The sequence below is a fragment of the Neobacillus canaveralius genome (assembly GCF_047237705.1).
Taxonomy (GTDB): Bacteria; Bacillota; Bacilli; order Bacillales; family Cytobacillaceae; genus Neobacillus; species Neobacillus niacini_K.
Genome location: NZ_JBDFLL010000001.1, coordinates 2,752,473 through 2,767,321 on the forward strand (window position 1 = coordinate 2,752,473; position 14,849 = coordinate 2,767,321).

Sequence of the window (14,849 nt, forward strand, 5' to 3'; positions counted from 1 at the left end):
AGAATATGTTAAGAGAGGTATAAATATGTTGCATGCAATTGATTTAAATGATAACTGGATCTTTTCAAAGGTAAATCATCCTTCATATGAATCGGAGCTAATAACTAAGGGAGAGTCAGTAACCTTGCCCCACTGTTGGAATAGCAACGATGGGCAAGGCGGCAGTGAAGAATATTTTAGAGGTACATGTTGGTATCAAAGGAAACTGACCATTAACCATGAGTCTTTAGAAAAGCGTTTATACTTGGAGATTGGAGCCGCAGGTAATATTGGGAAGGTCTATATTAATGGGGAGCTTGCCGGAGTAAGTAAATGTGGATATGCAATGTTCAGAATTTCTTTAAACAAGCACTTGAAAATTGGAGAAAATCTCATTGCTATCATGGTCGATAATCGTTATCATAATAATGTTTATCCATTAATGGCAGACTTCACATTTTATGGCGGTTTATATAGGGATGTAAAGCTTCTTGTTATGGGGGATTTACATTTTGATGTTCTAGATAACAGCAGAGATGGAATTTACCTCAATCAAAAAAAGATTGAGGAGAATACCTTTGAAATGGAAGTTTGTGGAAAAGTAGTCAATGAATCTTTTAAGTCAGAAGACGGGACGATTAAGGTACAACTAATTGACCAAGATGGAAATATGATGTTTGAAAGAAATGTAAGAATAGAGATTGTTAGAGAAAAGGAATTTAAAGTAATTGAAGTAATAAAAAATCCAATTCTCTGGGATGGAGTAGACCAACCTTACCTATATTCAATATCTGTTGCGGTTATTATTAAAGGGCAGACATATGATGCCCGGAATTTAAAAATTGGGTTTAGGACAGTAGAAGTTACCTCTGACCTTGGTGTAATTTTAAACGGTAAGCCCATAAAGCTAAAGGGGGTAAGCCGTCACCAGGATTATGCAGGTATTGGCAATGCTTTGACAAAGGCACAAATGGAAGAAGACATGACTATCATAAAAGAATTGGGTGCAAACAGTATTCGTCTTGCGCATTATCAACATGATGATTATTTTTATAGCCTATGTGATCAGAATGGGATGTTGGTTTGGGCTGAAATACCATTTATCAGTATTCCGTCCACAAAAGATCCAGCAAATCAAAACGCAAAGGAGCAGTTAGAAAAGTTAATTAAGCAAGCATATAATCACTGCTCAATCTATTGCTGGGGTATTCAAAATGAGATAACCATTGCTATGGAAAACGTACAAATCTATGAATTGGTTAAGGAACTAGGGATTTTGGCGAAAAAGATAGATCCTTTTCGTTTGACAGCACAAGCAAATATCTATTCTGTTGAAAATAACAGTGTACTCAATGATATAACAGATATAGCAGGTTATAATTTATACTATGGTTGGTACTATGGAGAGAAGGAAGGATTGGGGGAGAGGTTGGATGAATTTCATCGAGTGAAACCTCATGTACCTGTTTTAGTCTCAGAATACGGTGTGGATACAAATCCCAAACTTCATACTTACGATCCCCAGATAAAAGACTATTCTGAAGAATATCAACTAGTTTTCCATCATAATGCCCTGGAAACATTTAACGAGAGACCCTTCGTTTTAGGTGGGTATGTATGGAATATGTTCGATTTTGGCAGTGCCAATAGAAATGAAGGCGGGGAACCTGGAAAGAACTTAAAAGGACTTGTAACAATTGACCGAAAAATAAAAAAAGATGCTTATTTCCTTTATAAAGCATTTTGGTCAAATGAACCTTTTGTTCACTTAGCTGGAAGAAGATTTGTGAATAGGCATAAAACTCTAAATGATATCATCGTTTTGTCCAACCTCTCTCATATAAAATTGTATAATAATAATGTTTTACTTATTGAGTTAAAAAGCGATGAACCCATGAAAATAATTAAAGAAGTACCACTTTCAAAAGGGGAAAATCATATAAGAGTAGAAGCAATGGATGAGTACCGAATCGTTTATAATGATGAAATCATTCTAAATCATGTTGCAGAAATAGACAAAAATTATGTATATGTTAAGGAAGAAGAAAGTAAGAATGTGGTAAATTGGTTCGAAAATTTTGATTTATCTAATGTGCAAGAAATAGTTCTTAAAGATGGGTACTACTCTACATTTGACACTATTGAAGACCTTTTTGAATGTGAAGCTGCAAAAGCGGTATTTAAGAAATTTTTTGGAAACCTGGACGAGGAACCGAGGTTTAAGGTAATGATGGGAGTCACGTCCATAGAGAAGATGTCTAAACTGTCCTTCTTCAAAATTCCTAAGGAATTACTTCCTGTGATTAACAAAGAGCTGAATGATATTCCGAAAATAGCATGTAACGAAAGAATATTACTTTCATAACAAAGAATCTCCCGCCGGAATGGTGGGAGTTTTTTTGTTTCATTTTCATAAATAAAGTAGGCAGTTAATTTAAGTAATCTACCACCTTAATAAAACATATAGTCACCTAAATAATCAACATTACTTAATATTTAATAAATTTGTAAAATTGGGACAAGTAAGCGTTTTACAAATGAAGGGAGGTGATTCAATTAAAAGTACAAAATGTTTAATAAAGTGAAAGTGCCTTCGCAAAGAAAAATAGAAAGGGAGAGAGAGATGCATTTAATCGGAAATAATTTTAAAAAATCGGCACTATCAATGCTAGTTATCTTACTGGTATTTGCACTTCTTATACCAGGTGTAAGCGCCGAGCAAGGGGAAAAAAGCGATTTAAAAGACACAGTAGTCAATACGGGTAGAATTGTTGAAAACATTGATAATGATTGGACATTCTATAAGGGTGCTCAAGGCGTAGAGGAAAATTTCAGTGCCAATAATTTTAATGATAGCAGTTGGCAAAAGATAAGCCTTCCTCACACTTGGAATGCAGAGGATGGCAGTGGAATAGCGAAAAATTACGAAGGAGATGGATGGTACAGAAAGCAACTGGATATTCCTGAAACCTACAAAGGCAAAAAATTGTTCTTACAATTTGAAGCTGCGAACAAAGAAGCAGAGGTATTTATTAATGGTAAGTCTGTACATACCAACATAGGTGGTTATCTTGCATTTACAGTTGATATTTCAGACTTTGTAAACTATGGACAAAAAAATATTGTAGCCGTAAGAGTGAACAATGAAGTAAAAGATTCAGCTCCACTACAAGGAGACTTCACCTTTTTTGGTGGTATTTACAGAAGTGTAAATCTTTTTGTTACTGATAAAACCCATATTGATGTTGATGATGATGGCTCAAGCGGTGTTTATGTGACCATTCCAAATGATAAATCAATCGATGAAAATGCTGAAGTAACGCTAACAGTACCAGTTAAAGTAAACAGTGATGATGTTGATAGCAAATCTAACTCTATAGAAGTTAGAGCTGAAATTAAAGATGCAGAAGGTAAGGTCCGATCAAGAACAGAATTAAAGGCAGACGGGAAAAAGTTAAAATCTGCAGATGTTTCAGGAGATAGCGTTGATTTTACAGGTACAATGAAAGTATATAAACCTCACCTTTGGAATGGAACAAAGGATCCTTATCAATATACAGTTGAAGTTAAGGTAACAAGAAAAGGCGAGGTAATTGACCAGGTAAATGAAAAAGTAGGATTCCGTTATTTTTCTGTAGACCCTAATAAAGGATTCTTTCTAAATGGAGAAAGTTATCCACTGCATGGCGTTAATATCCATCAGGACAGAAAAGGTTACGGTAATGCAGTACCAAATGAAGTCAGGGCTGAGGATTTCGAACTGATTGAGGAAATTGGTGCTAACACTCTGAGAGTAGCTCACTATCCACACTCACAATATGTTTACAATAAGGCGGATGAAATGGGATTGGTCGTTTGGGCTGAAATGCCATTGGTAAACACAATGTCACTAACAGCAGAATTTTCAAACAATGCCGAAAAGCAATTAACTGAGATGATTAAACAAAACTATAACCATCCATCCATTGTAACATGGGGTCTTCAAAACGAATTTGGAGGAAACGGCTTCTATACTAGTAGAGACGCTAGTGAAAGTCTTGAAGAGCAGTATGCTGCGGCAACACAATTGATTGAGCGTTTGGCAACGAAGGCAGAAGAATTAGATCCTAACAGACCGACAACTCACGCTATTCAGGGGAATAATTCCCGTGATCCTGGAGGTTATAAGGAAGTTTTGGAAAGACATTTGGCCTGGAATGAAAGTGGAAGCATAGATGTTGCCTCTTTTAATACCTATTTTGGTTGGTATTATAATAAAGCTGGGGATTTAGCTGACTATCTTGACACATTACATGCAAAGCATCCAAATGGTCCACTAGGTATTTCCGAGTATGGTGGCGGAGCAAACCCTTATCAGCATGACGTAATTGATGATGACTTTATCAATAACTGGAATAGCGCATCTTCTCGTGGTCCATGGCAGCCAGAAGAATTTCAAAATTATCTTCATGAAAATGCATGGAGTATCATAAGTGAACGTCCTTGGTTATGGGCAACTCATGTCTGGAATATGTTTGATTTCGGCGTTGCCGGTAAAAATGAAGCATCAACTCCAGGTATTAATACCAAGGGTCTCGTATCACATGATCGACAGCTTAAGAAGGATGCATTCTATTTCTATAAAGCACAATGGAATAAAGAAGACAAATTTGTCTATATCACAAGCAGAAGATATTCTGAAAGGGAAGAAAGTATTACACCTGTAAAGGTTTATTCAAACCTGGAAGAAGTGACTTTAACTGTAAACGGTAAGGATTACGGTACGGGAAGAATCCAGCAGCCAGGTGTATTTATTTGGGACGGTGTAGAACTAAATGAAAGTGGAAATGTAGTAATTACGTCAGCTAAGAAAGCAGATGGAACTAATGTCGCAGATACTGTTACTACTTGGAAGGTTGTTAAATAATCTTCTAGGAATTGATTAGCGTAAACATTTTAAAAAAGCTGGTATGATGAATTTATCATGCCAGCTTTTACTTTAATTTGGCATAAAAATAGAAGATAAAGATGCAGACAGCAATTGAATAAAAGTAAAAGATATAATTGTTGACGTAATCTTGGTTCTAAAAAGGGGGTTAAGGTACGACTAAGTTAAAGTGTAGAGTTATTCTTAAAGTACCGATTATTACGGATAAAAGACTTTAGAAATTTTTGACTTGTCCAGATTCACAGATACGAAGGAGTTTTATTGATTTAATAATTTATAATAGCTTATTTCTTATAAAACGATTAGCATAAGTTTCAGCAGTATTATAGCTGTGAATTATATTTATATTCTCTTGATTATACATTGCTTTATTTGTCCAATTGTATGACCCATTTATTACAGTTTTTAAGTCAATTATACAAAATTTCTCGTGAAATATATTATTTTGAAAAACTCCAAAGCTATTTTTTCTATATGTTTCAAAATAAGTTTCAAAATCGAATCCAGTTTGTGAATTTATGTCATCGTTATTTATGATGAGTTGAATATTAACTCCTTGTGTTACTTTTTCCTTTAATTTGTTAAACAGAGTTCTATCTGTAAACCAAGCAACTGATATCCAAATTGTAAATTTGGCTTGGTCTATTTGTTCTATTATGTCATTTTGTATATTTTCAAAAGATGTCTGGACCTCTATAGTTTCTTCTGGAATTAATCCTTCACCTGTTACTATATATTCATCCTGTTCATTCTTTTCTAGCTTATACCCACAATATTTAAAAATTTCATTAATTGGTTCTACAAAATTCAAGTATACATCGACATCAGTTCCAATATATGATCTGGAGTAGATAATCTCATTAATAAGCATCTCAAGTTGTTTTGTTTCATTAATTTGTTTCAGTTTTGCAAAAGTATAATCTTTTCTAGATGGGAAACCTTTACCATAAACATCTCTACAACCATATTTGTTAAATAAATTTACTAACACTGGACCGGAACGGTAGTAACTTTCATTAATTATAGGTACTAATTGTGATAAAGCAACGTCATCTAATTTCAATTTTTATCCATCCTTTCAATTATTATAATAATATATTTATCTATTAAATCAAGATTTAATTTGTAGAATTCAGAAAATTAAAAAGTATATAAAACAGACGATTAATATTATGAACTTTTATAAAAATTTGAAGAATCTGGATTATCATAAATAAAGAAAACTCGCCATAATTGCGGCGAGTTTTGCTTTTTATATGCCAATTGCTATCATTTTGGATTATATTTTTGATAGACACCTCAAAACGGTACTGTGTTTAGTCTTTTCTAGGAATTGTTTTTCAAAGAATTTTTCGACTTAAATACCCACTTCCTATTCATCGTAAACTATATCCCTATTGAATATGACATAAGCAACATCTATATTCCCGGAATCGTAACCTCGCCTATCATCATCATATTCATAATCGAAGTCCGGTTCTGGATAAAAGTGTATCTCTAATGCACCAAAAATTGTATCTTCAGATATAGACTCTTCCACCATATCTTCTATCTGCTTACTGAGTTTTTCATAGTCTAGCGTTTTATCGAGTTGATACATTTCTTCAATTAAAGATTTCTTAATATCCATTTGAATATCAGAGAATAATAGTTTTATCGCTTTATCAATTTTATCTGTATTTTCTTCTAACGGCATAAGATCATAAAAAGTGTCATAACCATCAATGCTTTCTATATATTCACCAACGTCAATATCACTTATATAAGCATTAAGTTCATCTAAGAGGTCTTCATTTAAACGTTCAATTAATTCAGGAATCAAAATTTCCTCTTTTTTTATTACATATAATAATCTAGTAATTCCTTTAAAATCAAGATTAGTAATAAAATCACTCACGAAATCCGTATCATTTAAGCTCTCACCAATGTCATAAAATTCGAATAAATGCTTATCCTCAAGGAATTTTATAACAATTTCCGCTTTCTTGATGGTATTATTAGAAAAACTTAGGCTCTCGTTTAATTTAATAAAATTACTTTTTATGATTGTTTTATACTCATCTTTAAGAATTGTATTTGTAGCAATACCAAAATATAAATATTCAAATTTCTTATTAACTAAACTCATTAAGTTAAGGTATTCCCCAGTTTTCAATTTGTTAATTAATATTTCTGCTGCTTCTTTTGGTTCGTACATTTTTTCTAGTTGTTCTATATATAAAATAGAGTCTTTAATTGCGTTAAGCCCAATTGTGTTTGAACGAAGATGACTGTCCATATAGTCATTTATAGATGGGTTAAACACTCCAATCTTTTGTGATCCATTAACATCGAAAATCTTAACCAGTGACTTAGTTAATCTAGTTTTTACAACAGAAAAGTAATCTATTGTGCTTTGGCCACGACCTTCATTCTTTAATCTAAAAATAAAACATTCCTTTAAAATATCTATATCCGTAAAAGTATTTGTTAACGAAAAGAGAGTGTGCATAAAAATTCTATCTATCTCTTCTAATCTTTCATCAAATTCATCCGCCCATACCTCTCTCGGGTCTTTTAAGTTAGATAAAATATAGCCAAAAAAATCATCTGGATTCAAATTAATATATCTATGCTTTTGAGTAACAAACTCCATAATTCGGGGATTATAGTTTTTATGATTAATTATGTGTGTATACTTTTTATCATTTCTTAATGCTTCAAAATATGGTTTTGGAACTTGATTCCTTGACAAATGATTATAAAAGATTTCTGCTTTCTCACTTCTTGATATACTTTCCATATCAGTAGATTTTAAATGGATTCTTTCTTGGTCCAAAAAGTCTCTAAATTCAAAACGAGCTCTTTTGGCCTCGTTTAAGATTGTAACTCTAGTATTTAGTATAAGTATTTTGTTTTTATGATGTTTTATGTACTTTATTAAGGAGATCAATTCTCGGTCTTGCCCACTTTTTAAGTTAAAGTAATATTGACCAAGACAATCATCTAGCAAAATAACTTCCTTTACATCTGGATTTTCAGATAAAACACTTTTAATATTACTAACTTGTCCATCAGTTGTGTACCTAATAATATAATCTTCTTTAGCAAACGTAGCAGCCAACATTTTTGAGTTAATTGATTTTCCCACTCCTGGAGCACCATATAGCATTAGCATCCTATGTTTTTTTATAGTTTCTAAAGCTTCAGTAAAAACTGCGGTTTGAACAAAATAATTAAAATCCTCATTAATATCATCTAATAATACTTCACTATCAATAAAAACTTGATTATTAAAGATGTCTTTTAACAGCTTATCTGAAAGTAACCAAAGTTTAAAGTTTTTACGAAGAATGTCTTGATTACCATCTTCATTTAAAGATTCAACTAATTCACTTCTAGTTATTATGTGTGAGCTGTCTTTCATATATTCTTTAAACAAATTATAGATTTCGTTAATATTAAGAGCAGTTAGTTCTTGGGAAACACAAATATAGTAATGTTTGGGATTTATTACTTTTACTTTAGCAACCTCTTTCTTTAATGAAGTTAATAAACTATTGAAGCTACTTTTGGCATAGTGTTTTACTTGTACGACTATATTTTTCTGTACCGCATCGTCAAGTAAGTCAATTCCACCATCCCTTCCTGGTGCAAAGTATCTTAATTTAACTCCTAACTTTCTACTTAGTATGTCTGCACTTAATCTTTCGAATTCTACATCACTTAGGTTAGTAAAATCGTACAAAAATTATCCCACCCTTATATATAATGAAATTTATTTATATCTATTTTAACTTTGCAATACCATAATTAATTTTACAATTTTTCAATAATTTATGATAGCTTTTCGAGGCAACTCTGGGAGTCCCGATTAAGATAATTAAAAAAAGATTTATCAATTTCTTATCTAATCCTGGGAATATTCTTCAAGTTTGTTCAGAGTAAGCTCATATTTAAATTAAGTATGTGAATAAATATATTTAAACTAACAAGTGCTTGTGCGGCCGAGCATAGGTCGTATCATATAGCGGGTGGGATTCCCGTCGAGTAAGAACTAGCCATTCGCTCGTAGCGAGTCTTGGAGGGCTAAAGGTAACTTTAGTCTTTAAGCGTAGACAGTTAGGTAGCGGGCCGAAAGCCAAATGGTTGAAGGGATTGAGCTCCATAATGTTAGTAAATCAAGAGGGCTGATGCCTTAAGCACAGCAGAAAGCTACATTTTATCGTTCGTTAAGGGCAAGAAGGATAAAACCTCTCTGGAGTCAGAGACCTTGGCACGTTATACATTGATATGATACGGCAACTCGGGAGACCCTACCGGTCTTTTCTTTTTAGAAGAGTATGGTGTACAAGCGATAACAAGCAAGGAAACCAAATGCCGATGTAGGGAGTCGGATAGCAGCGTAGTACCAATGAAGTTGGGTAATGCCGACGGAGGAAAGGCTAGCTACCAGTTATCGCCTTTACTAGGGACACATTTACTACACACAGAGGTAGGAATAATAAATGAAAACAAAACTACTAAGGATAGCAGAATTAGCAAAATCTGATCCTAAAATGAAATTTACATCTCTTGCACATTTATTAAATGATCAATCACTGATTCAATGTCACCAGGAGCTACCTAACAAGAAGGCAAGTGGGGTAAATGGTACAACTAAAGAGCAATACAGTGAAAATCTAAATGAAAACATAGAGAATTTAGTAAATAGGCTTAAAAGCAAAAGTTATCGTCCTGTTCCAGTAAGGAGAATGTATATTCCAAAGCTTAATTCAAACAAGAAAAGACCATTGGGAATACCGGAACATGAAGATAAGATTGTTCAAAGAGGCATTACTAAAATATTAAATACCATCTATGAAATTGATTTTCTAGACTGTTCATTTGGATTCCGTCCAAATCGTAACTGCCACGATGCTTTGAAAATACTGAACCACTATATTGAAAAGAGGTCAGTAAATTATGTAGTAGATGTAGATATAAAAGGATTCTTTGATAACGTTGACCACACATGGATGATGGAGTTCCTAAAACTGCGTATCGCTGACCCTAACTTACTAAGAAACATTGGTAGGTTTCTGAAAGGTGGATATATGGAGGAAGGTAAGAAATATAAAACAGACAAAGGCACACCGCAAGGTGGAGTAATATCTCCGATATTAGCCAATGTCTACCTCCATTATGTCCTTGACCTATGGTTCGAGAAAAGGGTTAGGAAACAGTGTAAGGGACAAGCATACATAGTGAGATATGCAGACGATTTAGTTTGTTGTTTTCAATATAAATGTGAAGCCGAGCAATTCTTCCATTCATTAAAGTTGAGATTAAAGAAGTTTAATCTAGAAATAGCTGAGGATAAAACCAAAATCATACCCTTTGGGCGGTTTGCGGAGCAAAATGCAAATCAACAGGGAAGAAGTAAACCGGCAACTTTTGACTTCCTTGGATTTACACACTATTGCGGTAGGAGTAAACAAGGGAAATTTCGAGTAAAACGGAGAACAAGCAGGAAGAAAGTCCAAGCTAAAATAAAAGAAATTAAAGAATGGTTGAAAATTAACAGAAATAAAGACATTCATATGATAATGGATAGATTTAAACGCTCACTAGTAGGTTATTACAACTACTATTGCATCACAGATAATACTCAAAGTGTAAACAAATTCAGAGACAAAATCGGGTACTTACTGTTTAAATGGCTCAATAGAAGAAGTCAAAGGAAATCATTTACTTGGGATAAATTCAGACTGTTTCTTAATAAATATCCATTACCTTACGCAAGAGTTAAGATTAATATATACGACTTAAGAAAAGAAATTAGCTATATTTTGTAAATGATGACTAGGAGGAGCCGTGTGCGTTAATAGCGCAAGCACGGTTCTGTGAGGGGGGAGGAGTACAATCTACCGCAAGGTAGAAAGGCTCCCTTCTACTCGACTAGTTTAAGAAGCTCCGGATTTCAATAAAAGAACTCGCCAATAAGTTGGTGAGTTTTGCTTTTTTATATGCCGATAAAGATGACAAAACGATTGTCATTTCGGCACAAATTATTAGAAAATAACTCAAAACGGAACCTTTTCCTATTAATTAGCTGTTTTTTATAAAATTTTATATTATTCTTCTTCCTTAAAATTATGAATGAATTTTACCGTGAAGTTGCATCAAGGTTAAAGGGGCTAAAAAAAGTTGATGGGTTAATGGATATTTCCCAAAAGAGCTCAAAACTTGATAAGAAGGGTAAGAGCGAAAATATTATTTTTTCAAATATGACAGTTCCTAGTCACATCAATCACCTAACTATAAATGTGTTTGCTGCAGCACAACAACATTTTAATGATTTTGTAGGATGCTTTCTGGATAAAGTAGTTGATCAAAAGAATGGTGTGCTAGTTTTTCCTAGTATTAAATCCAATACAAAAGTAAAAATTCATTTTTTTAATAAAGAGGTAGAATTGCGCTTTGTGTTTAAGGAATTGAAGAAGTCTCATCTACTATATTCTGATAAAAATTCAAAAATATCTGAAGTCACACAGGAGATTAATAGCTTATTGAATGACAAGATTCAAAATATCAATCTTTTTTTCATCCCAGATTACCAAAATCATAGAGATGATAAAAAGAGAGATCCAAAACAATTAATTCACATTGCCTTGAGGCAACTACACCAACAAGTACAATTTATTAACTATAGATACTTAGAAAAAATATTTGGAGTTTATCATCCTAATCGTGAGATTGATAAGCCTGCAAATAAATTACATCGCTTTCGAAGTGCTTTTCTAGATGGGTTAAGTAAAACAGGGATTCACCAACATATCGAAACAAAGTGGGAAGAAGATGTTGTCCAAATTGGGTTGGATATAATTAAGTTGGATAAAAATGAAATCTACTGCCTCACAAAACAAGAAAATGAAAATGTCTTTATTAAAGCGATTGGGCAAACAAGATGGTATCTTTATTCTGATTATCCAACATTTTGGGAGGATTTGCTTGAATTACCTTATCCTAAAAATGATAGGCAACAATGGGGAATTGACGGATTAGCAGCAGAAATTTGTAAAGAGAAGAAACATGTTCTTCTAACTATCTCAGCGAGTGTACGCCAAAAAGTACCCTTCTTACAAAATGGAGAAATATCATCTGGTAATCCATTTATGAAAATGGGGAATGTGACTCTAATTAGAACAGATCATTGGAGTGTACCTGATTATTATACAAGGGGAATAAAAAATAATGAGTGGGCAAATACACAAGTAGATGGTTTATTTAGTTTTAATGATTATATTGTTTTCAGCTTAGCTAGCCGTGGGGATCAAATTAAATCACAATTAGGAAAGTCCCGTTTGGATGAAGAAGAACAAACATTTTTCAAAAAGAAAAACTTAATTGAATTTCTTATTTTTAAAAGCAACCAAACAAAATTGTCAAATGAAGAAATATTACAATTTATCCATACGACCAGAAAACAAAATGTTTCATATGATTCCTACACAAATGAGCCACAAATTTTGTATTACATTGAGCAAATAGTAAATGATTACAAATAATCACCACACAAAAATGGAAGGTGCCTGGCACTTTAGTTGGCTCCAGGATGTCCGCAGAATATGCGATAGTATACCGCAAAAATGTCCGCCATTTTGAAGAGAGATCAACGTTGCGTGTCACCACTTCCACGACGATAAATTGCAGACAAAGGTACGAGGGGACAGGTACCTTGTCCCACCTCTTAAGGGAAAAGGGGATCTTGAAGTGATTGGGACTAGGACAGAGAATCTGTCCCTCTGTCCCCTCTAATTCAGGAATTATTAGTCTAGAAGGTTCGGATATCAGGTTTTAATCCCATATATGAACTATGTTATTACGAAATTCTTGACGATAAAAAACATTTTATAATTGTCTCCCTAAAGCTGTTAATTATGGTTTAACTCAAAGAAACTTATTAGAGTGAGCTATGTTTGAGGGGTAAGAAAGGATGAGCAATTACATTAAGTTACTTCTCTATTTACTTATGAAAAAAGCTATTCATAGTATATTTGTGTAGGTTAAAGAGTTTCCTAGCTGGTAATTCTATATTTTTATATAGACTTATCCATTATCCCTAATTGTAAAAAGAAGTATCAATATGGTAGTTTATTAACTTTATTAATATAGCTAATTTATCAAAAGTAAATGAGGTTTAATCATTAAACCGCTGGAAACACAAAAGTCCCACGAGAGCGGTTGAAACCGCTACCGTGGGATTTTCGTTCGCCTGTTGATCTTACCCTTGCTCTAATCTTGTATATTTTTCATGCAAACGTCTCTCAGAATCAGCCATGGAGTTATCATCATCAATTAATCCGTCAAGTTCTTCCTCTGATAATCCGATGCCTTCTAACCCTGCAAAATATGAGAATGGGTCGAAATCCCCAACAAAAGATTCGCAATAAGATAGTTCTTCCGCTAAATTATTGCCTAAGGAATCATGTGAAAAATGTTTAGCAATGACTCGTAAAATCGCTACAACCATTTCTTGACGGAACACTATACGCTCCTCCGGTGGAAGCGTTTGGAATAGCTCCATTGTGATATCGTTCATGGTAAGAATATTCTCAAAATATGTTTTATAACCTATATCGCTTTTGGCTTTTAAGAGGTAAGGATATTTTTCTGGTTTTATGAAAGAACGAGTAAGAGCGAGTAAATACTCATTTTCAATTTTGTCAGCTTTTTCATCATATGCACCTGACAGATAGTCTGGATGAACATCAAGGTATTTTGCAATCCTATCCAGCAAATCCGGCGGCATTTCCCCATCATCTAAACACCGACGTATTGTTTTTTCTGTACGTTCGATTTCCTCATAGGCTTCGCCGAGTTTCCTAATACTACAGTTTCTATGTTTTAATACTTCAATAAAACGCTCTTTGTTGACGGGTACTTTCCGAGCCTTTTTGTTACCCATTACCTTCTCCTCCCGATTTGCGGACATTTTTGCCAAAAATACCGCAGTCTGTCTTATTGATGGTGCGGACATTAATGGTTAAAATGATTGTAGCGAATGCGAACATAAACGTCTACTTTAGAATTATCAAAGGAGCGGAAAACTATGGCATGGAATTACGCAGAACTATCTAAAATGGCAAAGGAATGCGGTGGTCCCGAAAAACTTGTCGAACTACTGGTTAAGTCCGGAGAAAAAAAGATTTTTCCTTGGGTTGGTGTAGCTTTTGCCGGAGGTATTGCCCTTACAGTCGGTGTGCGAAAAATAATTGACTACTTGGCTCAGGAAAAAGCCATCTCAACCGCCGAAGTTGAATCAGCCAAAAAGGAACTTATACAAGGCATAAAGAATTACGATGTTACCCAAGCAGCTACTGAAAATGAGGTAATGCAAGAACCCGATGGCGAAACCGATGAAGCGATTGAGGCTAATTAAAGAGGGAGGGTATCCACATGGGATTAATGGATATTTCTAAAAGGAAAAGTTGGGAAGAAGAAAACGCATATACTGGTGAGACTCCACCTTGTCCACAATGCGGAGAACGTCTAACTAAGAAATACGTTTTTAGTGATATGTACTGCGCAAATTGCAGATATGGTTTAGATGATGACGACGATTTAGACGAAAGCGAATCTTTAAGCGTTTATGATGCCGCTCAAATCTGGGCTTCAAATGGAAAAGATGAAGATTACACTTTCGGCTACTCTGAAGAAGAGTTGGAAGATGCTCTGTAAAAAGTATAATCTAAAAACCGCAAAACGGATGCCGACAAAGCATCCGCTTTTCACTTGCTTTTTGATTAAGCTGTTATCTCTTTGTCATTCTCGAAAGTGAACAGTACATCAGTATCAAATATTTACGCCAATAGTCATTATAATGAAGTTCTGCATTAATTAATAAAAAATCTGCAGACACTCTTAAGAGATGATCTGCAGATATTGTGGGTAACTAAGTAATAGCTCTAAAAATAAAATT

9 protein-coding genes are annotated in these 14,849 nt (G+C 33.9%); 6 read left to right on the plus strand and 3 right to left on the minus strand.

All coding sequences use genetic code 11. The features are described 5' to 3' along the window. Nucleotides 1-25: 25 nt before the first annotated feature. Both ABC255_RS13930 and ABC255_RS13935 read left to right on the plus strand, forming a co-directional pair. Nucleotides 26-2,344 (plus strand): glycoside hydrolase family 2 protein, encoded by a 2,319-nt coding sequence (locus ABC255_RS13930; RefSeq protein WP_412994327.1) that lies wholly within the window; start codon nt 26-28, stop codon nt 2,342-2,344. 204 nt (nt 2,345-2,548) lie between these two features. After that, on the plus strand, nt 2,549-4,885 hold the full coding sequence (locus ABC255_RS13935; protein WP_412994328.1) for a glycoside hydrolase family 2 protein: 2,337 nt from the start codon (nt 2,549-2,551) through the stop codon (nt 4,883-4,885). A gap of 295 nt (nt 4,886-5,180) precedes the next feature. Here the strand turns inward: ABC255_RS13935 and ABC255_RS13940 are convergent, their stop codons facing one another. Both ABC255_RS13940 and ABC255_RS13945 read right to left on the minus strand, forming a co-directional pair. Beyond that, complete coding sequence (locus ABC255_RS13940) at nt 5,181-5,969, minus strand: phospholipase D-like domain-containing protein (protein WP_412994329.1); 789 nt, start codon at nt 5,967-5,969, stop codon at nt 5,181-5,183. A 309-nt stretch (nt 5,970-6,278) separates the two neighbouring features. After that, nucleotides 6,279-8,633, minus strand: a complete 2,355-nt coding sequence (locus ABC255_RS13945; protein ID WP_412994331.1) for an nSTAND3 domain-containing NTPase — start codon at nt 8,631-8,633, stop codon at nt 6,279-6,281. 760 nt (nt 8,634-9,393) lie between these two features. Between ABC255_RS13945 and ltrA the strand changes: the two genes are divergently transcribed. Then, complete coding sequence (gene ltrA, locus ABC255_RS13950; RefSeq protein WP_412994333.1) at nt 9,394-10,722, plus strand: group II intron reverse transcriptase/maturase; 1,329 nt, start codon at nt 9,394-9,396, stop codon at nt 10,720-10,722. Between the two features lie 300 nt (nt 10,723-11,022). Beyond that, entirely contained in the window at nt 11,023-12,435 is a 1,413-nt protein-coding gene (locus ABC255_RS13955) for a hypothetical protein (protein ID WP_412994334.1), read from the plus strand. 716 nt (nt 12,436-13,151) lie between these two features. Here ABC255_RS13955 and ABC255_RS13960 read toward each other — a convergent pair. Beyond that, a complete protein-coding gene (locus tag ABC255_RS13960) occupies nt 13,152-13,835 on the minus strand; it encodes a hypothetical protein (protein WP_412994336.1) in 684 nt (227 codons plus the stop codon). 144 nt (nt 13,836-13,979) lie between these two features. Between ABC255_RS13960 and ABC255_RS13965 the strand changes: the two genes are divergently transcribed. Continuing rightward, nucleotides 13,980-14,309 (plus strand): hypothetical protein, encoded by a 330-nt coding sequence (locus ABC255_RS13965; RefSeq protein ID WP_412994338.1) that lies wholly within the window; start codon nt 13,980-13,982, stop codon nt 14,307-14,309. Nucleotides 14,310-14,326: 17 nt separating this feature from the next. Continuing rightward, on the plus strand, nt 14,327-14,608 hold the full coding sequence (locus ABC255_RS13970; RefSeq protein WP_412994339.1) for a hypothetical protein: 282 nt from the start codon (nt 14,327-14,329) through the stop codon (nt 14,606-14,608). The last annotated feature ends 241 nt before the right edge of the window (nt 14,609-14,849 follow it).